Below are 21,891 nucleotides of genomic sequence, written 5' to 3' on the forward strand. Positions count from 1 at the left end.
TACAAGTTCATTTCCATCTTCTGCAGGGTTCAGATAAACGTGATTATACTTCAGTGACTTCCAGAACCGCTCGATCCAGATGTTGTCCGTTGCCCGTCCTTTTCCATCCATGGATATATTGATTCTGTTCTTTTCCAGGTACTGAGTCCAGCCGGCGCAGGTGTACTGAACGCCCTGATCAGAGTTGATGATCTCCGGCGCTCCATGCTCCGCGATCGCCTCCTGCAGCACCTCCAGGCACCAGCGCGCCGCCAGTGAGTTGGAGATGCCCCATCCGACGATCTTGCGGCTATACACGTCGATGATAGCCGTCAGGTACATGAAGCCCCGCCGCATCGGGATATAGGTGATGTCGGTAGACCATACCTGGTTGGGCCGGCTGATATCCAGCCCGCGCAGCAAATACGGCTTTATGAACACCTTCTGGCCCATTTTAGTGAGGTTTCGTCTGCGGTAGATGGTTTGGTGACCCAGGAGTCGGAACAGCCGCCGGACGCGCTTTGGACCAACCGGATAGCCACGGTCGCGCAGCAGGTGCACCACCGATAAGACCCCTTCGGTTGGGTGTTCCAAGAGGTGGTGGTCCATGAGCTGCATCATTTTCAGATTCTCGGGCTTCTCCGGGCGCGGCTTGTAATAGATCCGGCTGCGGTTCACCGCCAGCAGGGCGCACTGCCGGCGTACCGACAGCTTCCTGGAGCGGGGCTGCACCAGTGAGGCACGCGTCGTCAGATCCCCAGTTTCCTGCAACTTTTTTTTAGAAACTCATTTTCGACGCGGAGCTGCCCGATCTGGGCATAGAGCTCGCGGGTGTCTACGGGCTCGCCTTCCGTGTCGGAAGACTTTTCAAAAACAGCGCTCATGTTTTCCAGGAACTCCGACTTCCAGCGCGAGATCATCACGGCGGATACTTCAAATTTTTTGGAGAGCTCAGCGAGGGTTTGCTGGTTCTTGATGGCTTCCAGTGCTACTTTAGCCTTGAACGCGGGGGTGAATTTGCGGCGGGTCTGCTTCTTCATTTGAGGTAGTTAAAAGTACATCCTTTCTTAACTTAACCTCTGGTTTCAAATTCAGGGAGCATTATAATCATCATTGTAGTAATCGTTACCTAATAGGCTTACAGGGTTTTCATAAACAGACGGCTTTCTATCGAATAAACGCAAATACCCTTCATAGAACTTATTGATATGCACAGCCGCGTTATTTCGGAAAAAAGCCACCGCTTCTACTTCTGAAATAGCTCTGTACTCTTTCTGCAGCTCCTGCTGCTTCATCCAATTTTCATTAAATGGCACCCATGGCCCAAGAATAGCCTTTTTTGAGTAACCATGGATTACAAGTTCTCTTCCACAATGTTCGCATATATAGCAACTATGCTCTTCTTCTTTTCGTTGAATAACATCGTTTCGTTGTGTAGCTAAACATCCATGTATGTATAGTTTATAACGTTCTATTTTTAGTCGAGAAGCCACCTTGCTATCAATTGTGTACAAGGAAGTATCATCTGGAAATTCTTGAATGACAATGCAGTTTGAATCAATAAAATGTCCTCCAGTTAAAAGCAAACTTCCATTGCCTCTACGCACAAAATCAAAGTCTTCAGAACCTCTATAGGTTGACCCTTCATAGAAATACTCCCTCGACCTGTAGTATAAATGTCGAAGCGACAAATAGTAGTATCTTTTGTACAGCTCATTAACATCCCCAATACCGCCAAACAAACTTTCGTTCAGGGCAGCGAACTTTCTTATTTCCAACCTCTTTTCTTTTGCATCCAGCTTGCACAAAGAAGCTAAGGAAGAAAACGCCTGCATTGAGTGGTAAAAATAGTTGCCAACATATTCTTGCGATGAGTGCCTGATAAAGCTATCCGTCGACTTAATAGCATTATCTAATGCGTCTGAATTAAAAAAATGTTCTTTGCTGAGCTTTTTTTCCATGACACGTTTTGTTCAGATCAGGTTTTGGATCTCAATTACACTGTTGGACGGAGTACAATTTAAAAAAACTATCGATTGGACAGGGTTTAACCATTTTCCTTTCCTCACAGTAAAGGTTTGTAGTGTATTGAGTAGGTCTAAGTAGAGTTGGCCTTTTTGATAGAGGCAGTGTTGTCGGTGTCTGTAAAGAAAACGACCGATTAAATGCCTTGACATGATAGGAAGGTTACCCAACGAGGAATCAGGCGTTACCGAGTAAATTTACTCAGTAAATTAATCTACGTAAAGAATTGGTATATTTGGATGAGTTGTTTTACTAAAACCCATCCATATGCTAATTGGCTACGCACGTGTCTCCACCCAAGACCAAGTTCACCATCTGCAAACCGACGCTCTCACCGCAGCTGGCTGCGAGAAGATCTTCACCGACAAAGTGAGTGGTACGGTTGCTGAACGCCCTGGGCTTTCGAAGGTCAAAGAGCAACTGCGAAAGGGCGACACTCTTGTAATCTGGAGGCTGGATCGACTGGCGCGGTCTTTACAGGATCTGATCACCTGGATGAAGTACTTGGAGGGGGAGGGTATAGCCCTAAAGAGCCTTCAAGAGAATATTGATACCTCAACGGCTACTGGCAAATTAGTCTTCCACATATTTGGCGCCCTATCTGAGTTCGAGCGTTCTCTGGTGGTGGAACGCACGCGACATGGCCTTGCAGCAGCAAGAGCAAGGGGTCGGGTAGGGGGGAGACCGAAAGCATTGGACAAGGATAAGCGGCAATTGGCCGTCAACCTTTACAATGAGAAGAAGCATTCAGTGGAGAAGGTTTGCCAGTTGGTTGGAATTTCAAAGCCCACCTTATATAAAATAGTGCGCGAGGCACAAGGGGGGTGAGATAAATCATTACGTCCCACTTCTGAGTTTCTTCTCCATTCGGTTGAATTAATGCCTTTAGCTCAGACTTTTTGTGGGGCGATTTGCTTGTAGTGCAATGCCAGAGCGGTTTTCTGAAGAATTGCCGATTCTTTGACCGCGGTAAATTAGTATGCTAATCAGCTTCTTTTTACCCCTTTTTTCTGTGGTTTTGAAGGGTTTTGCCCTGTGGAATTGGAAACTTGGCTTTGCAAAAGTTGCAAACTTTGCAACGGGGGAGAGGAGAAAAGGCCACTTGTGTGGCCTTCCATCACATATGGGAGTAGTCAAACCTTTTGGTATGTACCGTTCCCCTCCTTAGACAACTTACCTTCATCAACAAGTAGCTTCAAGTAGCTATCCGCCGTTCTGGGCTTAATTTTGAGCGTGCTGGCTTTTTCAACAGCTTCAGCCCTGGAGAAGCTTTGTGGTAATACTTTAAAAAGCTTGTTCAGGAGGGGGTTTTTAACAGCGTCCGATTTCTTCGGCAACCTGCTCATTACTACAAAGGCATGATGTAATACTGTTTCAACGATCTTCTCAGAAAGTCCGAAATCCAGTTCACTACATAAGTAATTTGGTTTGACGTCTTCAGTGTCGTACTGCCTAAGGGCAGAAAGGATCATAGCAATTCGGTAGCGGATCAACCCCATTCGGTTGATCACACTTTGTCTGTATGCATCCTCGCCATAAATGATACGGTAAAAGGAGGTTAGCATGTCGAAGTAATCATTATGTCTATCCCATTGGGAGGAGCTGAAATGGAACTCTGTTCTGTTCTCTTCATGGAATTTGATGATGTCCATCACCTTCAAAGAGAGTGCTTTGAAAAAATCGTCCCTATTGGCGACCTTCTTACCAGGTGAAACATCCTTCCAGTGCACTGCTTCCTCAAAAATATAGTACATGAATCGACTGAATAGACCGTCCTCTATTGATCTCACTAATCCTTGAAGCTGCGAAGGGGTGCCAGAAATCGCAATTGATAAGCGGGGTTGGTGTAATTCATTCAGGCCGCCCTTGCCTTTTCTGTTAATGCCAACCCATTCATGATGGAATCCCCCGCGCATAATTTCGGAATACGACCCCCAATCCTGCTTTAGCGATGAGGAGATTGTGTCTGCTTCTGTTTCGAATAGCATTACGCGTTCTTGCGATTGCACCATCCTTTCGATAAATGCGGCCGACGATGAATTGCCAGGTATATAAAAGATCATTTGTTTCGGCTCGATTGGAAGGTCCATCTTTTCTATTCCATCAATGCCTTTATTTGCCCTGTACTCCATCAATTGCTCTTCGTACTCCGCCATCGCCTTTCGGCCTTCCTCTACCAACCTATTATGGTATTCCTGGCCCAGAGCTTTAGACTGGACCAAGATTCCTTTGCCACTGGCAGGCGGTGCAATAATGAAAACATACAAGTTGGGATAGACGGTTTTACCATCGTAATTGCCCCAGAAGTTGATAAGACAGCCACTGAATACGCCCAAACTGGACAAGAAAAGCATATCTCGCTCCCTGCTGTTGGTGATTACTTCCGTAGCCCTTTTGAGAATTTGAGGCAGGTCTTGATAGACTTCATCTCGCAAGAATGGGGTGGCTCTTAGGCTAAATTGCCCATCAAGGACGCTCAATTTAAAAAACGATGGCATGCTATCGAACTCGTCAGCATTGATGTATGCGCTTTCAATTGCTTTGAATGTTTCACCTTCATCAAGGTCAAATTGTGTTGGTATATAGCGTTCAACTTCCCGCTGTTCAATGCCAAACTTATTGCAAAGGCATGCAAGTTTGAAGATGTAATTATTCCGATTACCCACTTGGTATTGCTCCCGCTGGTCCAAGTACGCTGCGCAAGCATCAATTAACGTTTCAAAGGCGGATGGTTCTTCACCGCTATTGACTTCGTATCTCTCGCCTTCACCTGTAGAAGGAAGATTATCAAAACAGAAGGTTTCTGCGTTTGGATTGTAGTATGCATCAGGATCATGGGATAGAAAGCATAGCCGTGCAATATCTTTTCCCGAAGGATCAACACTAAGAGCTGTTGCTTTTTCGTAATGTATGGCGACTTGCCTGAAGCTATTTTCGTGACTCTCCTTTTCTCCATTGGTTTTTACCAGGACTTTAATGCCCTGTCCAGATGGACTTTTGAAAGAAAATAGCGTGAAGGGTATGCTCTGTAGGTATACCAAAGCTTCGGTAACGTCTTCCACATGATCAAAATCCAGAACGACGATTTGGCTGTAGGAATGGAGATTCTCTTTCTTTCTGTATTCCTTGAATACTCCTGAAGGAATGAAAGCAGGTAGCTTTTTCTTCAATGTCGAAGCATCCTCTTTGTTGCCCAACGCAATCAATTCGCGAAGCTTCTTGATATGTTCGTAAACAGTTCCTTCTCGGACCAGCCTCACGAGTTCGTTGATTGAAACCTCTCCTTCGGTTTCGACCAGGTTCTTGACTAAACTAAATAGGATCATGGTTTTGATCTTTGGCAGGCAATAGTCGGCCTTGCAAACATTGCAATGTTTGCAAAAGCCCTTTCCCTACTATGTTAGTGTATTAATAATGCCCCGTGCTCCTTTGCCAGATTGGAGTCACTTTAAAAACAGGCTGATGCGAAGGGGAAGAAAGTGCAGCTGGTACAATCACGAAGCCAGCTGCGGCTTTCATTAAGCGCGAATTTCAATCTTGTGGTCACCAGAGTTGATATCAGCATAAAAGTTATCGACCGTGTAATCCAAGACATCCTGAAGGTCGTTGAATCGGCCACCAGATAGAACCAGTTCGATTACTTCATCTCCAGAAGACTTCGAGATTGTGACTTCGCCATCATCTTTTGAAGTTCCTTTCTGAAGGAGAAATTCACCTTTCCAAAGGAGTAGGCCCCCTTTTTCAAATTCTTCAAACAGGGTCTCCACTGGCCAATGGATGAAATCGTTACCCAGTAGGTCTTCGAAATAGTCCTTGTTTATATACAGCCCCATGTCAAATGTTGAACATTCGACTGTATAGTAGATAATTGTCTTGCCACATTCTGGGCAAAATCGACGTCGCCTACATAGTGTTAACCCGTGTTGGTTCATGTAGATTTCTTGCCTGAGGCTCTTTGGCACAAGCTCTCTGACCATTTCTGTTGTTTTCCTTAGTAGAAGGGGGGCATGACTCTCTGATCCGTTCATGTTACGAATTGTTTTTGTTTTTAGGTTTTTAGAAAAGTGTTTAAGTTGAAGTGTTCGGACGCAAGAGTTCCATTCACTCATTTTGCTGAATGGAATGTCCAGTTAGTGAGTTTGTCTCGCATACTAAGATGTAGTAGATATATGCCCTATAACTTGAGATAAGGTCAGGTAGACATTCTCCGACGAAAGCCATTTAACTACAGGCTTAGGACACAAAGTTGAAAGGATGCTAAGCGGTAACTCAACTGCTGGTTGAAATTACTGTTTATCTTATTTTATGGGTTAATATTTCTCTTTACATAGCGTTCGATTTTGATAGATCAAAAGTACGAACCAAGCACATTCTATCCAAATCTGAAAATGGCAAAAACATTCATAACTCATTGATTGATACCACCAAACATACGCATGTTTTTAATAATATGTACGTCAATTTCGTAATGTAACAGCAGTTGGAAATCAACAAATTGAGGTCGCTTACGAGCGCATTGTTGATCACTTTTGAAATCCGTGGTTGAAATTTCGCCGTACAAAACTCTGTTTTTACGTGTTTGTAATCGCTTGATTATCAATAAAAAAATTTTTAGGAGATTTTTCTTCGCTGGTTCTTTGTCAGATGTCAACGACCTGTCCATAAGAGTGATCGCTGATTCATGTATTTAAAAAGTCTTAATGATCTTGGTCGGATCCTTTTCTTAAATCTGGCACCGAACTCGGTAAGCTCACTTGGTGGGTGTAGGTTCTTAGCGTAGTTATGGGGTTATTGCCGAGCAAAAAGGCGGTCATCACTGGTGTTAGACCAGCGTCAATGCAGCGGCTTCCAAATGTGTGTCTGCAAGCATACAGGTCCCGATCCTCAATGTTCAAAGCCTTCAAGATGGGTTTAAATACCCGTCGCTGGAACATGCGATCATCGATGGCATGCCCTTTCGGGGAGTAGAACACCAAGTCGTCAGGCTGCTTGTGAGCCATCTGGAGCGCCAGGATCGCCGCCAAATCAGGAGAGAGTGGGATGGCCCTCTCTTTCCCGTTCTTGGTGGTTTTTCGTACGCGCACGCCTGCATTCGTGCTGGTAATCCCGCGGGCCAGCACTTCGTTGATCAGCACTACCTTCCGCTGCATGTCAATGGATTTTACGCGAAGGCCGACAGCTTCAGCGTTGCGCACGCCAGTGGCGAAAATGAAGTACAGGAACGGGTAGTAGTGGGAGTGTTTGAACCGAGAGCTGGCAGGACACGCAGAGTCGGTTCTAACTGCCTCCAGGATCTGATGGATCTCATTCTCGGTGAACGGGACCCTCTTGCGGTTCTGGGCTTTCGACGTGCGCTTCGGACGCACCTGTTCGAATGGGTTCTGCAAAACCTTCCCGCTATCCTTCAACCAGGAGTAGAACTTGGACAGCATCGTCAGCCGACGGTTGTACGTCCGTTCGTTGATCTTCTCCGCGTTGAAGTGTTTTACTGCATCTGGAAGATGAAAGTTTCCCCAACGCTTCACCATGTTGCGGAGCGCCCAGTAATCTACTTGCTTTTCGCAGTCGCGATTGAGGTAGTCGGTCACCCACTCTTCCAAAAGTTGGTGGGGCAGAAGGTGTCGCGGAGCGTTACGGACCTGGCCTTGGCCGTAACGCGTGAGCGTTACGTCGAAGGAACCGTTAAGTATGTCCGACTCGATCTGCACCGCGACCTTACGGGCAAGTTTGAGGTTAGGGGCGGAATAAGTATACAGGTTCAGCGAGTATCGCTTACCTCCATATCTCCACCTCAGCCTTATCCTGTTCTTGTCTTGATCGATACTGACCGAACCTTTTAAATTTCTGCGACCCATTTGCGACCCAATTTTGAACGAAATGGATCATTCAGTAGGTAACCAGGCTCGCTATACCATCAAAAAAAAGAAGCGGAAACGTAAGCCTGTGCTACATTTCCGCTTTCTATGTTCGTCGGGTGGACTGGATTCGAACCAGCGACCCCTTGCACCCCATGCAAGTGCGCTACCGGGCTGCGCCACCACCCGAACCGGGTATTCGTTGAAACGTCTTGCGTTGTTTCAGCGACGGGGTGCAAATTTAGGGATTTTCGATATTAAAAAGTTCTGCTGAAAGATTTTCTTTGCAGAGATTATGACAAACGAACGCCGCGCCCGCATCGAAGCCGTCCTGTCGAAGCGTCAGAGCAACCTCACGGTGGTGCTCGAGAACGTATTCGACCCGCACAACATATCCGCCGTGATGCGTAGCTGCGACGCCGTGGGCATACAGGAGATCTACGTGCTCAACACCCGCATTCCCCGTCACAAGAAGTTCGGCGACCGCAGTTCCAGCTCCGCCAACAAATGGTTGACAGTGCACCAGTTTACCGATGCCGCCGCCTGCTTCGCAGAGCTGCGGAGCAAGTACACACGTATATTAACAACGCACCTTTCTTCCGATGCCGTAAGTTTATTCGAGACGGATCTCACCGTACCCACTGCCCTTGTGTTCGGCAACGAGCACGCCGGTGTCAGCGAGGAGTTTCTGGCGTTTTCGGACGGCAACTTCATCATCCCACAGGTGGGCATGATCCAGTCGCTCAACATCAGCGTGGCCTGCGCCGTAACGCTTTATGAAGCGTACCGGCAAAAGTCCGTGGCCGGCCATTATTCCGAATCGGGACTGCGCACCGGGCTCCAGGAGCAGCTCGCACAACAATGGGGATTGTATGAAGAAAATAATGACTAAGCTTTTCCTTTGCCTCGCCTTTGCTGCCATCAGCGTCACAGCCGTCGCGCAAGGCACGGTAGTTCCGAAATGGAAGATCGGCGACCTGGAGCATTACATGGATACGACGTCCGTGCCCACGGTGATCAACTTCTGGGCAACCTTCTGCAAGCCCTGCATCGCCGAGATCCCGCACTTTCAGGAGCTGACGGCCCAATACAAAAACGAAGGCGTCCGACTGTTGCTGGTAAGCCTCGACCTGCCGGAAGATTATAAGAAGATCCCGGCCTTTATGCAAAAGCGCAAGGTCACGGCACCGGTAGCTTTTTTAGATGAGAGCAATGCCGACCTGTTTTGCCCGAAGGTGGACAAAAGCTGGTCGGGAGCGCTGCCGGCGACGCTCTTCCTCAACAAGCGCAGCGGTTACCGGCACTTTATAGAGGAACCGCTCACACGAGCGCAGTTGGAAAACGAATTGAAGAAATTGGTTCAATAAAAAATCCCCCCGCTTTCGGCAGGGGGATTTTCTATATCCGAATGTTTTTACTGCACACGCTTGATACCGCAGCCAACCGACCGTGAGGTTTTCACGGCGATGTCCTTTCCCTGCGTCAGCTCGTCGATCGCGATCTGCAGGTGCTTGCGTCCCACGGCTTCGGCATTGGCCGGGTTGTCGTCAATGGCGCCGTGGTACACGAGCTTACCATCCTTGTCGAACAGGAAACACTCGGGTGTGCGGGTGGCGCCAAAGGCATCGGCGATCTCGGAGTTTTGATCCACGACATAGCTCCATTTGTAACCCTGCTCTTTAGCGTAGGCTTTCATTGCATCGTAAGAATCGTCATCACCGCGCTGCGCCTCGTTGGAATTGACCAGGATAACGCCTACTTTCCTGCCCTGGGCATAGCTGCCGATCTCCTGCGTCCGTTTCTGGTTTTTGACCACGAAGGGACAAGTGTTGCAGCTGAACATCACCAGCAGGCCGTTGCTGCCGCGGGCTTCCTGCAAGCTCAGCTCGCGCCCGCTGACGTCTTTCAGCTTGCTGTCCGCCTTAGGGATCGGTGCGCCGATTGGGAGTTCGGTAACCGTGCGGAAAGCAAAAAGCAACACCGCTGCCAGTACGAAAAGACCAGACTTTTTCATGTGTACGTGTTTTAACTGGTTGTAAGTTCGGGAAAAGCGCGCAGCCGGCAGTCGCCGCTGGTGTAAAATTCAGGACAGCAGGTCTTCGTGCGGGGCCTTCAGGGCATCTTCCGCCTCGGCCCGCGCGCGCTTGAGGTTCACCAGGGTCACATTCAGCTCGAAGCCGATCAGCAGCACCAGCGAGTTGACGAAGATGAGCGACATGAGGATGAACACGGCGCTGATGGAGCCGTACAGCTTATTGTAGTTGGAAAAATTGTTCACCCAAAACGTTACCAGGGTGGTGGCGAGGATCATCAGCGAAGTGGCAAATACGGAGCCGGGCGTGATCAACGGCCATTTTTTCGTTACCGCCGGGCCATGCCGGTAAATGAAGGAGACCGACCAGAAAGCCAGCAGCACGATGATGATCCAGCGTGTGTTGGCGATGATGCCCCGCACGTGCCCGTTGCGGATGCCGATCCATTTGAGCACCGCGCCCTGCGCCACGAGCAGCAGGATGCAGGTGAAGATGGTGAAGAAAAAGATCATCGTAAGCCGCATTGCCGTCTTGCGTTTCTGCAGCCCCGTAGGCTTGCCGAATCCTTCGTAGTTTTTGTCGAAGGAACGAAGAATACCCATCATGGCATTGCTGGAGAAGAACATCGCCAGCAGCAGACCAAAGGAGAGCAGGCCATTGCGCGGGCGTTGTAAAAAGTCGCGCAGGAAGCCGATGATGACCGAGTTGTTCTTTTCACCCGGCACAATATCGCGGATGATGCCGAACAGCTCGCGGGTGAACTGTTTCGAGATGGGCAATAGCGGCACCAGCGTGAACAGGAACAGCATCGTAGGCGGGATGGCCATGAATACGTTGAACGAGATCGCCGCGGCGCGCTCCGGCAGGCTCGTGCGGCCGAGTTGCCGCTTGAAGGCACCCGTGATCTCGAAGAGCGAGAACTCGCGAATGCCCGGCACATAAGCGTGCTTGCTGCCTTCGATGACCGAATTCAGCGGGCGGCTCATGCGGCGGCGGATATGCAGGGGAGAGGCCATCAGGAACTTTTACCGTTTTTAATGGCCTCCTGGCGGTTGAGCGCTTCCTGGTAGGCTTTTGCTTTCTGAAGGTGCTCTTCGTAGGTAGTGCTAAACACATGGGTGCCGTCAAACGCGGGGCTCGCCACAAAGTACAGGTACGTGGTTTGCGGAGCATCGAGCACGGCGTCGAGGGTTTTGCGCGAAGGCGTGCAGATCGGGCCCGGGGGCAAGCCGCGGCTGCGATAGGTATTGTAGGGCGATGCAACGAAGAGGTGCTTTTCGTAAATGCGCTTCAGCGTAAAGTCGTTCAGGGCGAACTTGATTGTAGGGTCGGCCTGCAGCGGCATACCCTTCGCTACGCGGTTGAGGTACACGGAAGCTACATTGCCTTTTTCAGCCTGTGCGTTCGTTTCTTCTTCCACGATTGAAGCGACGGTGTAGGCCTCTTCGGGAGAAAGGCCATGGGCCCGGGCTTTGGCAATACGCTCCTTCGTCCAGTAGCCGGCCGACACGTCGGCAAACTTGCGCAGGATCTCGCGCGGCCCCGACGTCCAGTAATAGGTATAGGTGTCGGGGAGCAATATCGTCAGGGCCTGCTCGGGCGTCACCTTGAAGGCACGCATCGAATCGGGGTCGTTGAGGAAGCGCATCATTTCGGCCGAGTCAATCTCGAATTTGCTGCCGCACATTTTGGCGATGTCGCCGCGGGTGCGCACCTTGTTGATGGTGAGCTTCACCGGCGTCTGGGTCCCGTTGCGCAGGGTACGGACCATGCGGTAGAGGCTGGTGCCGTTGGCGAACTCGTATTTGCCGGCACGGATATGGTCCCAATAGCCGAGCTGGCCGGCCATCCATTCAAAGAAGCGCGGGCTGCTAACGATCTTGTTCTTCCGGAGTGAATCGAGCACGGCGCCGCGGGTGGGCGCGTCGGAGGCAATGTAAAGCGTGGCGCGTTTGCCGCTGAAGCCCGTTCCCGAGCCAAAAAGGAGCCAGCCCGCCGCTACCGCCAGCAGGAACACGATGCCGAACAAAATCAGTAAGATCCGTCTCATACGGGGGTAAAATAAATAAAAAACCCTGCCGCTCCGGCAGGGCTTTTCCTAAGATTATGTTAGTGCCTGCTTAACGGCCGGGAGCCGGAGCGGGCGCAGTGGCCGGACGCTGCGTAGATGCCGGAACGGAGCCGTTGCCTACGTCGAGGCGGCTGTCGTCGGCCTGGCGGCCACTGATGAAAAATGTCGAAGTAAGGCAAAGCACGGCGATCAGGGCGGCGAAGATCCAGGTGCCTTTTTCGAGCACGTCGGTCGTTTGCTTCACACCCATGAACTGGTTGCTGAGGCCGCCCACGTTACCGGCGAGACCTCCGCCCTTGGGGTTCTGAACCAGCACAAAAAAGCCCAGGATCACACTGGCCAGGACAATCAGAATAAGGAACAAGGTGGTCATACTGTGGGATTATGCGTTGAGGCTGTTGATTTTGTCCGCAAAATAAGCACTTTTTGCGGGATGAAGCAAACTTAATTTACGGTAGATCTCGGCGGCTTTTTTCCGGTTTCCTTGCTTCAGCCATACTTCCGCCATCGATTCGGTAACGATCTCCGACTCCTTGACCGAGTGGCTCGCCATGTGCTCCACGCCCGCTTCCGCACGGGCGTCGGCGGGCGCAGCGGCTTCCGGCGTAATGCGCTTCATCGTCTTCAGCCAGTCCGTAAAGCTCTTGAGCTGCTTGCCAAACTTATCGGTACCCACTTCCTCGCGCGAGAGGCGGATGCCCTGCGATGCGAAATAGTCCACCGCATGGAAAGGACCAAAGCTCAGCTCACCTACCGGGGCTGCATTGAGGTTGATACCGGCCAATCCGGGCAACGGCGCCTCGTCTTCTTCCTCCACATCAACTTCGTGCTCTTCGATCGAGGTAGGGGTCTCGTATACGTCGGATACTTCCGCTTCCGGCGCCACAGGCTTCACGATCAGTGCCGTTTCGGGCTCGGGCTCCGCGGGAACTTCGGTAGTTAATCCGGAGACTTCCGGCCCGGCAACGGAGTGCGCCAACGACACCTCGTTTTCAAGGGCGCCGATGCCGTGCTCGGGGCGGTGCAGGAAGAACTCAAAGCTCACCGGGTCGTGGAAATACAGTTGCGCCTTCTGGTACTGGCGGCGGTATTCTTCCGAGGCGGGATCAAACTTTTTGAGCAGCAGGAAATGTGCCGGCGCGAAGTAGGGATATTGCGCCGTAAGCTGTCGCAGTTCTTCAACGCTGCAATCGGCAAAAGACTTCTGGAAAAGCGATTCGGAAAGGCGATTCATCGGCGCTGCCATGCCGCCAAATTAGCACAGTTTACCAATTCGAGAACAGGCGGTTGAAAATATCATCGGCAAGGCCGTTGAGCATCTGGTCGAGCAGGGCCGCCTCGGCCTGCTGCAGGCTTTGCGTGGCCGAGAAGTCGAAGCTGCGGCTGACGGTCTGCTCCTGCGGCACCGCGTTGGCCGTGCGGTTGTTGGTGAGACTCATGCGCACCGTTACCGTAAGGCGGTTGAGGGTGCTCGTACTGTTGTTGCCCACCGCCGATGTGGTCACTGAATAATCGGTTACCGTGGCGGCCACATCGTAGTCGGCGCGGTCGTCGTTGGTGAGGCTGAGGCGCGTTTGGTTCTGCACTTTGCGACGAAGGCGCTCCGACAGGTTGGGCGCCAGCTGCGGGTTCACATAAGGCGCCACGTTGTCGAACTTCTGGATGCGTATCGTGCGGATGGAATCGGGGATCGATACGTCCCGGAACGAATACACGCCGCAGCCGCTGTTAACGGTGCCAACGAAAGCCAGTACAAGTGCCAGCAGCAGGGGGATCGTGATCTTCTTCAGAAAGCGCATCGGTGTAAAGCTAGTAGAATGTGGTGATCCGTTATCCGGTTCATCTGCTAATCATCTGCCAATGTGATGAATGGCTTTGGAAAGGATCGTCCATTACCACACAGGAACCGGTTACTTGATCAGCAGTTTCATTATTCGTCAATATTGTATTCCTTCAGCTTCCGGTAGAGCGTCCGCTCGGAAATGCCGAGGTCGGAGGCTGCGTCCTTACGCTTGTTCTTGTGCTTCTTCAGCGCTTTGATGATCAGCTCCTTTTCCTTGTCCATGATGTTGAGGCTTTCTTCCACCTCCTCGTGATCGTGGATCCCGTCGTGCACCAGCACGGGCTGCACGGGCATCCCCGGGTTGTGCGGCACCAGCACCGGTTGCAGCGGGCCGTCGCCACCGCTGTGCGCCGGCATATGGTGGGTTTGCAGGTCCTGCAGCTCGCGGAACAGCCCGGGGTTTTGCGCCAGGGCCGACGGGTTTTGCAGGATCTCGCCCATCAGCTTTTTGAGCTCCGTCACATCGCGCTTCATGTCGAAGAACAGCTTGTAAAGGATCTCCCGCTCATTACTGAACGCACCCTCGCCGGTGCTGCCGTGAGAGGCGAGCACAGGCAGCCGATTCATGTTGGCCTCGGGCAGGAAGCGCTCAAGCTCCTGCGACGAAATGTTTTTTTCCGACGCGAGTACCGAGATCTGCTCGGCAATGTTTTTCAGCTCGCGCACGTTGCCCGGCCAGGTATAATTCATCAGGCGTTGGCGCGCGCCTTCATCGAGCTGGATCGGCGTCGTTTTGTAGCGCTCGGCAAAGTCGACCACAAACTTGCGGAACAGCAGCGGCACATCTTCCTTACGGTCGCGGAGAGCGGGCACGCGGATGGGGACGGTATTGAGACGGTAGTAAAGGTCTTCGCGAAACTTGCCGGCCTGCACTTGGTCCAGCAAGTCGCGGTTGGTGGCGGCGATGACGCGTACATCGGTCTTCTGCACTTTCGAGGAACCTACGCGGATGTACTCACCGGTTTCCAGCACCCGCAGCAAGCGGGCCTGCGTGCCCAGCGGCATTTCACCGATCTCGTCGAGAAAGATGGTGCCGCCGTTGACCGTTTCGAAATAGCCCTTGCGCGTATCTACCGCACCTGTGAAGGAGCCCTTTTCATGGCCGAACAGCTCCGAGTCGATCGTGCCTTCGGGGATGGCGCCGCAGTTGACGGCGATAAAGGGATTGTGCTTGCGTGCCGACAGCGAGTGAATGATATGCGAGAAGGCTTCCTTGCCCACGCCGCTCTCACCGTTGATCAGTACCGTCAGGTCGGTATTCGATACCTGGGCCGCCACTTGCAGGGCGTAGTTGAGGGCAGGGGAGTTGCCGATAATTCCGAAACGGTTCTTAATGCTTTGCTGGTCCATGGGCTGTAGTTAAACGATCGTTCCTAAAAGCGTGGCCTGGGTACATTCCTGCACCCGCACGTTTACATAATCTCCGGGCTTCAGATCGTGCGCACCTTTCGGGAACACGATCACTTTATTCTGCGAGCTGCGGCCCATCCAGTCGCTTTCGGAGCGCTTGGACGTAGCCTCGATCAATACTTTAAAGGTGGCGCCGAGGTCGCGCTGGTTGCTTTCCAGCGAGAGGCGGTTTTGCACGGCAACGATTTCCGCGAGGCGGCGTTTTTTGACGTCTTCCAGGATGTCGTCGGTATAGCGCCGTTGGGCCAGCGTGCCGGGGCGCTCGCTGTAAAAGAACATATAGCTCATTTCGTAGCGGGCGAATTCCATCATCGACAGCGTGTCCTGGTGGTCTTCCTCGGTCTCGGTGCAGAAGCCCGCGATGACGTCGCTAGAAAGGGCGCAGTCGGGCATCAGTTCCTTGATGCGGGCCACCTTGGCGGCGTACCACTCGCGGGTGTAGGTGCGGTTCATCAGCTGCAGCACACGCGTGGAGCCGCTTTGCAGGGGCAGGTGGATGTATTTGCAGATGTTCTCATATTTCGCCATCGTGTGCAGCACGTCGTCGGTAATATCTTTCGGATGCGAGGTGGAAAAGCGCACGCGCAGCCCGGGCGAGATGAGCGCCACCTGCTCCAGGAGCGCGGCGAAGGTTACCGGGGCGGCGTCGTCGGCCACGTAATGATAGGAGTCTACGTTCTGGCCCAGCAGCGTCACCTCGCGGTAGCCGCCCTCGAAGAGCGAGCGGCATTCGGCCAGGATGGAAACGTGATCGCGGCTGCGCTCGCGGCCGCGGGTGAAGGGCACGACGCAGAAGGAGCACATATTGTTGCAGCCCCGCATGATCGATACGAAGGCGGTGATGCCGTTGGAGTTGAGGCGCACCGGCGCAATGTCGGCGTAGGTTTCCTCGCGGCTCAGGAGCACGTTAACGCCCTTCTGGCCAGCATCGGCGTCGGAAATGAGCTGGGGCAGGGTGCGGTAAGCGTCGGGACCCACCACGAGGTCCACCAGCTTTTCCTCCTCGATGAATTTAGCCTTGAGGCGCTCGGCCATGCAGCCCAGCACGCCCACGAGCATGGAAGGGCGCCGGCGCTTCAGCTTCCGGAATTCGGTAAGGCGTTTGCGCACCGTTTGCTCGGCTTTTTCACGGATGGAGCAGGTGTTGAGCAGGATCAGGTCGGCCTCTTCCCAGTTGCGGGTGGCGCCGAAGCCTTCCTCGGCCAGGATGGAAGCGACGATCTCGGAGTCGCTGAAGTTCATCTGGCAGCCATAGCTCTCGATATAAAAATGGCGCTTGGCGCCCACAGCTTCGACGGCCGAGGGGGCAAAAGCCTCGCCCTGGCGGGATTCGTCGATCACTTTCTCGGTCAATTCCAGCATAACAGCAAAAAATAGGAAGCAAAGATAACGCTTACTTCGAAAATAGTGACAAAGTGGCAGATAATTAGGGTGGCGCTGTACGTTTTTGCCGAAGTGGGGAGTAGGAATTCAAAAAATGGCTAAAAATGGCCGTCAGTGGGAAAATTCACCCAAAACCAACGTAGCCGTCAGTGGCGGCATGCTTTCCAACGCGTTTTCAGCCTTCCTGCGCTTGGCGCGGACCTTTCCAACGCATCAGAAACCGTCGCGTCGCTGGCGCGAAGCTTTCCAACCCGTCAAAAACCCTCCCGCCAATGGCGCGAAGGCTTAAAACGTGTCAGATTTTCCCACGCCAACGGCGCGGGACGGTACCATACTCCTGAAATGACGGCTCCGCTGGCGCGGAAGCGAAATGCATTATTGGTTACTCAGCGCAAAGCGCCCGGCGATCCAGCTTTCCTTCACCGGGACGATCCAGTTCGCTTCCAGTTCGGCTTTGCTGGCTACGGTGTTGTTGAAATAGAGGGTGTCAGGGCCGACGAGTCCGGCGGTAAGCGCCGGCTGCAGTTGCGACAGGGGGATGGTCTGAATCTTTTCCTTCACGAAAAAGGCCAGGTGGGTGCGGTTGAAGAAGTCGACGTTGAATTTTTCCCCTGCCTGCTTCACGAACCGCACGGAGGAATCGGTGCTGCAACCCGATACGCCGGCGGCGGTCTCATCGGCCATCAGCACGAGAAACTGTCCGAAGAGCAAGGTGCCCCAGCATTTCACTTTGGCGCCATGCGAGCGCCACTCGGCGAGAAAGGCCTCCAGCATCGGCTCCAGCTCCAGGGCTTCCGACAGGAACAGCAGGCGGTTGCTCTGGTAGATCCAAACGCGGCTTTCGGGAGCGAAATCTTCGGGCAGGTGCTGGTGAAAATCGAGATTCATGGCGCAAAGTTAGGAAGTCGGAACAAGAGAAAGAACGCAGATCCCGCAAGCGGGACACGCGGATTTAATAAGATTGGTTATGATTTGCTGACGCACGCAAGTATATCCGCGCTCATCGTAAAAAATCATAAAAATCTGCGTTCCTTCTCTCTTTTCCTCAGGCCATTGAGCGCACGACGAGTTCGGCCACATCGAGCACCTGCACGGATTCTTCCTTTTCGGCGTTCTTGACGCCGTCGGTGAGCATGGTATTGCAGAAGGGGCAGGCAGCGGCTACGATGGAGGCGCCGGTGTCGATGGCTTCGGTCGAGCGTTCGAGGTTGATCCGGATGTCGCCCTTTTCTTCCTCCTTGAACATTTGGGCACCGCCGGCACCGCAACAGAGACCGTTCTTGCGGCAGCGCTTCATCTCCACCAGTTCGGCGTCGAGGGCTTCGAGCACCTGGCGCGGGGCTTCATAGATATCGTTGCCGCGGCCGAGGTAGCAGGAGTCGTGGTAGGTGATCTTTCGGCCCTTGAACGACTCACCTTCTTTCATGCGGATTTTTCCCGCCTGAATGAGTTCGTTGAGGTAGGTGGTATGGTGCACCACTTCGTAGGTGCCGCCGAGCACGGGGTATTCGTTCTTGAAAATGTTGAAGCAGTGCGGGCAGGTGGTCACGATCCGCTTGATGCCGTAGTTGTTCAGCGTCTGGATGTTCTGGTAGGCCATCATCTGGAACAGGAACTCGTTGCCGGCGCGGCGGGCCGGGTCGCCGGTGCACAGCTCCTCGGGACCCAGGATGGCAAAGGAAACTCCCACCTTGTGCAGGATGGTGGCGAAGGCTTTCGTGATCTTTTGCGCGCGCTGGTCGAAGGAGCCGGCGCAACCCACCCAAAACAAAACTTCGGGGCTTTCGCCCGCCGCCATCAATTCAGCCATCGTCCGTACCATAGAGAAAAGGTTTGATGTAGGATGTCGGATAGCTGATTTGCAGGCACACCGAAATCATACGTGGTGCCAAAAATAAGAGGTTTATCAGTCTATTGGTCTATTTGCCCATTAGTAAAGCAAACCTGGAAAAATTGCTCGCTCAAAAAAACAGGTGGTGCAGAACCCGCTTACCAATAAACTAATCAACCAATAAACCAATTACCCACCAACGGGCTACATTTGCCCACCGTATCATGAGTAAGTTCCTCGCACGCCTCCGCAACTGGGAGCAATGGCCGTTCTGGCTCCGCTACCTCAACATCACCCCGATGTGGCTGTGGTATGGCATCCGGGGCGGATCGCCCTGGTTCTTTACGCCGTCCAATCCCACGCTCACGTTTGGCGGCTTCGAAGGCGAAAGCAAACGCGAGATGTACGAGCAGCTGCCGCCCGGCTCGTTTCCCGACACGATCTACATCGCACCCGGCACCCCTTTTGCCGACGTGGAGCGCCAGGTAGCGGACAGTCCCATCCGGCTACCGTTCATCGTGAAACCCGACGTGGGCATGGCGGGTATCCTGTTCCGAAAGATCTTCTCCATGGAAGAACTGCAGGCCTACCACGAAAAGATGCCGGTAGAGTACGTGGTGCAGGCGCTGGTGCCTTACCCCGTGGAATTCAGCATCTTTTACTATCGTTATCCCGGGCAGGAGCGGGGCACCATCACGGGCTTTTTGCAGAAAGAACCCATGAGCGTTACCGGCGACGGCCGCTCTACGCTACTGGAACTGATCGGGCGGCATCCCAATGCGCAATTCCGGGTGGAGGAGATGAAGCAAAAGCACGACGTGAAGCAGGTGCTGGCGCAAGGGGAGAAGCTGTTCCTGACCTACGCCGCCAACCTCAACCGCGGTGGTGTGTTCATCAACCTGCACCGTGAGATCGACGAGCCGCTGCACCGCCTCATGGACGGCCTCAACCTGTATTCAAAAGAATTTTACTACGGGCGCTACGACCTGAAGGCCGCTTCGCTGGACGACCTCCGCGCGGGCCGCAACTTCCTGCTGCTCGAATACAACGGGAGCGGTGCCGAGCCCAACCACGTGTACCAGCAGGGTATGACCCTGCGCGCGGCCCACGCCGAGATCCTGCGGCACTGGAAAGTGCTGTACGAGATCTCGAAGATCAACCGCCGCCGCGGCATTGCCGCATGGCCGCTGATGAAGGGCTGGCGCTTCCTGCAGGGCGCCAGGGTCCATTTCAAATTACTGAAGCAGTTGGACGAACAGATCTAACCCTTATTTTCGGCCCCGATGCATCAATTGCTCCGCATATTCCTCACCGGGATGTTCATCTCCTTCCTGGGATCGCTGCCGCTGGGTACGCTCAACGTGGCTGCGATGCAGATCGCCATTTACAAAAGCATTGCCGCCGGCCTTTGGTTCTCTTCCGGCTCGCTGACCGTGGAAGTGATCTACGTGCGGCTGTCGCTGGTAGCGATGGACTGGGTGCGCAAGCAAAAGCGTCTTTTCCAGATCCTCGAATATGTAACGCTGGCCATCATTGTGCTGCTGGCCGTATCGAGCTTCTGGGCGGCCGCCCACGCGAAGGCAAGCGAAGTGCCGGTGGAGCCGCTCTACCTGCGCAGCCCCCTGCACCCGTACCTGCTGGGCCTTGTGATGAGCGCCGTTAACCCGGTGCAGATCCCTTTCTGGTTTGGCTGGAGCACCGTGCTGTTTACCAAGAAGATCCTGCTGCCGCGCAACGACCATTACAATACCTACATCACCGGGATCGCGCTGGGAACGCTGTTCGGCAACTTCGTGTTCGTGTTTGGCGGGCATGCCATCGCCGGCAAGATCAGCGGCAACCAGCACATCCTCAACTGGGTCATCGGGGGCATCTTTACACTTACAGCCCTCATACAGGTGTACAAGATGTACCGCAACCGCGGCGCCGTGCACCGCCTCGAGCACCCCGAAGAACAAACGAAACCTTTCGAAGACGAGATCGACCAGATTCAACAAACGTAAACCACCTTATATGATCAATCAGACCTTACTGCCCGAACTGAAGCAGGAAGCTGCCAACACGAAGAAAATGCTGGAGCGCATGCCGGCCGATAAGTGGGACTGGAAACCGCACGGCAAATCCTTTTCGCTGGGCAAGCTTGCCAACCACGTAGCCGACCTCCTCAACTGGACGGCCTTCACCATCGGCAGCGACGGTATCGACTGGGCGGAGTTCAAGTACCAGCCCGAAGAAGCCACCGATGCCGCCGGTCTCGTGGCTATTGCCGACAAGCACCTGCAGGCTTCGGTAAAGGCGCTGGAAGAAGCCAGCGACGAGCAACTGATGCAGCCCTGGACGATGCGCAGCGGCGATCAGGTGTTCTTCACCATGCCGCGGATCGCGGTGATCCGCACGTTCGCCATGAACCACCTGATCCACCACCGGGCGCAGCTGTCCGTATATCTACGGCTGCTCGACATCCCGGTGCCGGGGATGTACGGTCCTACGGCCGACGAGGAGATGTAACGAGCAAGCGCCCCCGGGCGCTTTTTTTTTGGCGCTTCCCCGAAAACCGTATGGCAGAGCCCGGAAAAAACAGTATCCTTGTGTTTTACCAAAACCCAACTAACACTTATGGAGCAACAACCCGCTTCGAATGCCTACAAGACGGTAGGCATCATCGGCCTCGTACTGGCCTCCCTCGCTTTCGTTTTCTCCTTTGTTCCCTGCCTGGGCATGTATGCCGTATGGCCCGGTGTCGCCGGCGTGATCCTTTCGATCATTTCGCTGTCGATGGCCGGCAAGGTGAATGCCGGTAAAGGCATTGCCATCACGGGTCTTTGCCTCGCCGTTGTCGGTACAGGTGTGGCCACCTGGCAGTTCTTTGCCCTGAAAAAAGGTATTGAAACCATCGACACAGCGATCAAAGCGGCTGCCGCCGACACCAGCAAATGGCAGGTGAAGATCGATGAGTCCGACACCTCGTTCTCCATCGACGCCAGCACCCAGCAAGCCATCGATTCGATGAACAACGCCGCACAGCCCGAACCCGCCGCTGCGCACTAAAAATGGATCGATACAGTTACCGATTACTGAATCTGTTATTGGCCGGCATTACAGGAACTCTTTTCCTGTATGCCGGTTTTTTTTATAACAGCTCCGGCTCCGTGCGCTGTGTGTACCGGCGGGCGCTGGGCCGCGACTGCGTGACCTGTGGGATCACCCGTTCTTTCCACGCCTTTTTGACCGGGCACTGGCAGGAAGGGCTGGCGTTCAATTCGTTCGGGCTTCCGCTGTTCCTGTTTTTTGCGCTGCAGTTTGCAGCCCGTGTGTCGCTGTTTGTTGCCGCCCGCCGTTACGATGGCTACCCCGGCCCTTTGCCCCGCTGGGACGCAGCACTGTCGGCGACACTCTTCCTCGTGTTATTCTGGCCGCTGATCGCGGCGCAAGCCTGATCCGTGCGCACGTGTTGTCCGGAA

Annotated in this window: 24 protein-coding genes and 1 tRNA gene; 8 read left to right on the forward strand and 17 right to left on the reverse strand. The window is 53.3% G+C overall.

The window, feature by feature from the left end; translation table 11 throughout:
- The 3 genes from E0486_RS03855 to E0486_RS03865 form a co-directional block, all read right to left on the reverse strand.
- On the reverse strand, positions 1–750 hold a 750-nt coding region (locus E0486_RS03855), incomplete at its 3' end, for an IS3 family transposase (RefSeq protein ID WP_131850825.1).
- Positions 729–1,019: a transposase gene (locus E0486_RS03860; protein ID WP_131850826.1), complete on the reverse strand. Its 291-nt coding sequence runs from the start codon at positions 1,017–1,019 to the stop codon at positions 729–731. The genes E0486_RS03855 and E0486_RS03860, both read right to left, overlap by 22 nt.
- Positions 1,020–1,070: 51 nt before the next feature.
- A complete protein-coding gene (locus E0486_RS03865; RefSeq protein WP_131850827.1) occupies positions 1,071–1,940 on the reverse strand; it encodes a hypothetical protein in 870 nt (289 codons plus the stop codon).
- Positions 1,941–2,271: 331 nt separating this feature from the next.
- Between E0486_RS03865 and E0486_RS03870 the strand changes: the two genes are divergently transcribed.
- The gene (locus tag E0486_RS03870; RefSeq protein ID WP_131850828.1) at positions 2,272–2,832 is read left to right on the forward strand and encodes a recombinase family protein; all 561 of its coding nucleotides are present in this window, start codon (positions 2,272–2,274) and stop codon (positions 2,830–2,832) included.
- 305 nt (positions 2,833–3,137) lie between these two features.
- Here E0486_RS03870 and E0486_RS03875 read toward each other — a convergent pair whose 3' ends face one another.
- The 4 genes from E0486_RS03875 to E0486_RS03890 form a co-directional block, all read right to left on the reverse strand.
- The gene (locus tag E0486_RS03875; RefSeq protein ID WP_131850829.1) at positions 3,138–5,330 is read right to left on the reverse strand and encodes a DUF3987 domain-containing protein; all 2,193 of its coding nucleotides are present in this window, start codon (positions 5,328–5,330) and stop codon (positions 3,138–3,140) included.
- 192 nt (positions 5,331–5,522) lie between these two features.
- On the reverse strand, positions 5,523–5,837 hold the full coding sequence (locus E0486_RS18740) for a hypothetical protein (RefSeq protein WP_165917182.1): 315 nt from the start codon (positions 5,835–5,837) through the stop codon (positions 5,523–5,525).
- Positions 5,838–6,701: 864 nt separating this feature from the next.
- On the reverse strand, positions 6,702–7,859 hold the full coding sequence (locus E0486_RS03885; protein WP_131850831.1) for a site-specific integrase: 1,158 nt from the start codon (positions 7,857–7,859) through the stop codon (positions 6,702–6,704).
- A gap of 115 nt (positions 7,860–7,974) precedes the next feature.
- Positions 7,975–8,048: transfer RNA gene (locus tag E0486_RS03890), tRNA-Pro, on the reverse strand.
- 106 nt (positions 8,049–8,154) lie between these two features.
- Here E0486_RS03890 and E0486_RS03895 point away from each other — a divergent pair.
- Together E0486_RS03895 and E0486_RS03900 are read left to right on the forward strand one after the other, a co-directional pair.
- Positions 8,155–8,751 (forward strand): TrmH family RNA methyltransferase, encoded by a 597-nt coding sequence (locus tag E0486_RS03895; RefSeq protein ID WP_131850832.1) that lies wholly within the window; start codon positions 8,155–8,157, stop codon positions 8,749–8,751.
- Complete coding sequence (locus tag E0486_RS03900; protein WP_165917183.1) at positions 8,744–9,226, forward strand: TlpA family protein disulfide reductase; 483 nt, start codon at positions 8,744–8,746, stop codon at positions 9,224–9,226. The genes E0486_RS03895 and E0486_RS03900 overlap by 8 nt, the downstream gene beginning before the upstream one ends.
- A 47-nt stretch (positions 9,227–9,273) precedes the next feature.
- Here the strand turns inward: E0486_RS03900 and E0486_RS03905 are convergent, their stop codons facing one another.
- The 10 genes from E0486_RS03905 to E0486_RS03950 form a co-directional block, all read right to left on the reverse strand.
- On the reverse strand, positions 9,274–9,873 hold the full coding sequence (locus E0486_RS03905; protein ID WP_131850834.1) for a thioredoxin family protein: 600 nt from the start codon (positions 9,871–9,873) through the stop codon (positions 9,274–9,276).
- A 69-nt stretch (positions 9,874–9,942) separates the two neighbouring features.
- Positions 9,943–10,908 carry a YihY/virulence factor BrkB family protein gene (locus tag E0486_RS03910; protein ID WP_131850835.1) on the reverse strand — a complete coding sequence of 322 codons (966 nt, stop codon included), beginning with the start codon at positions 10,906–10,908 and terminating at the stop codon, positions 9,943–9,945.
- Complete coding sequence (mltG, locus tag E0486_RS03915; protein WP_131850836.1) at positions 10,908–11,942, reverse strand: endolytic transglycosylase MltG; 1,035 nt, start codon at positions 11,940–11,942, stop codon at positions 10,908–10,910. The genes E0486_RS03910 and mltG overlap by 1 nt, the downstream gene beginning before the upstream one ends.
- 70 nt (positions 11,943–12,012) lie before the next feature.
- A complete protein-coding gene (gene secG / locus E0486_RS03920; RefSeq protein ID WP_131850837.1) occupies positions 12,013–12,336 on the reverse strand; it encodes a preprotein translocase subunit SecG in 324 nt (107 codons plus the stop codon).
- 9 nt (positions 12,337–12,345) lie between these two features.
- Positions 12,346–13,209: a hypothetical protein gene (locus tag E0486_RS03925; RefSeq protein ID WP_131850838.1), complete on the reverse strand. Its 864-nt coding sequence runs from the start codon at positions 13,207–13,209 to the stop codon at positions 12,346–12,348.
- 19 nt (positions 13,210–13,228) lie between these two features.
- Positions 13,229–13,762, reverse strand: coding sequence for an LPS assembly lipoprotein LptE (gene lptE / locus E0486_RS03930; RefSeq protein WP_131850839.1), 534 nt, complete (start codon positions 13,760–13,762; stop codon positions 13,229–13,231).
- Between the two features lie 131 nt (positions 13,763–13,893).
- Positions 13,894–15,156: a sigma-54 interaction domain-containing protein gene (locus E0486_RS03935; protein ID WP_131850840.1), complete on the reverse strand. Its 1,263-nt coding sequence runs from the start codon at positions 15,154–15,156 to the stop codon at positions 13,894–13,896.
- Positions 15,157–15,165: 9 nt separating this feature from the next.
- Complete coding sequence (gene miaB / locus E0486_RS03940; RefSeq protein WP_131850841.1) at positions 15,166–16,578, reverse strand: tRNA (N6-isopentenyl adenosine(37)-C2)-methylthiotransferase MiaB; 1,413 nt, start codon at positions 16,576–16,578, stop codon at positions 15,166–15,168.
- 396 nt (positions 16,579–16,974) lie between these two features.
- Complete coding sequence (locus tag E0486_RS03945; RefSeq protein WP_131850842.1) at positions 16,975–17,487, reverse strand: hypothetical protein; 513 nt, start codon at positions 17,485–17,487, stop codon at positions 16,975–16,977.
- Positions 17,488–17,644: 157 nt separating this feature from the next.
- A complete protein-coding gene (locus tag E0486_RS03950) occupies positions 17,645–18,421 on the reverse strand; it encodes a (Fe-S)-binding protein (RefSeq protein ID WP_131850843.1) in 777 nt (258 codons plus the stop codon).
- Between the two features lie 233 nt (positions 18,422–18,654).
- On the opposite strand from E0486_RS03950, the gene E0486_RS03955 reads away from it, so the two are divergent.
- The 5 genes from E0486_RS03955 to E0486_RS03975 all read left to right on the forward strand — a co-directional run bounded on the left by E0486_RS03955 (position 18,655) and on the right by E0486_RS03975 (position 21,867).
- Complete coding sequence (locus E0486_RS03955) at positions 18,655–19,695, forward strand: ATP-grasp domain-containing protein (protein WP_131850844.1); 1,041 nt, start codon at positions 18,655–18,657, stop codon at positions 19,693–19,695.
- Between the two features lie 18 nt (positions 19,696–19,713).
- Positions 19,714–20,433: a LysE family translocator gene (locus E0486_RS03960; RefSeq protein WP_131850845.1), complete on the forward strand. Its 720-nt coding sequence runs from the start codon at positions 19,714–19,716 to the stop codon at positions 20,431–20,433.
- 10 nt (positions 20,434–20,443) lie between these two features.
- Complete coding sequence (locus tag E0486_RS03965; protein ID WP_131850846.1) at positions 20,444–20,938, forward strand: DinB family protein; 495 nt, start codon at positions 20,444–20,446, stop codon at positions 20,936–20,938.
- A gap of 108 nt (positions 20,939–21,046) precedes the next feature.
- The gene (locus E0486_RS03970) at positions 21,047–21,478 is read left to right on the forward strand and encodes a hypothetical protein (RefSeq protein WP_131850847.1); all 432 of its coding nucleotides are present in this window, start codon (positions 21,047–21,049) and stop codon (positions 21,476–21,478) included.
- Between the two features lie 101 nt (positions 21,479–21,579).
- On the forward strand, positions 21,580–21,867 hold the full coding sequence (locus E0486_RS03975) for a DUF2752 domain-containing protein (protein WP_165917184.1): 288 nt from the start codon (positions 21,580–21,582) through the stop codon (positions 21,865–21,867).
- The last annotated feature ends 24 nt before the right edge of the window (positions 21,868–21,891 follow it).

Source organism: Flaviaesturariibacter aridisoli (genome assembly GCF_004343705.1).
Classification (GTDB): domain Bacteria; phylum Bacteroidota; class Bacteroidia; order Chitinophagales; family Chitinophagaceae; genus Flavisolibacter; species Flavisolibacter aridisoli.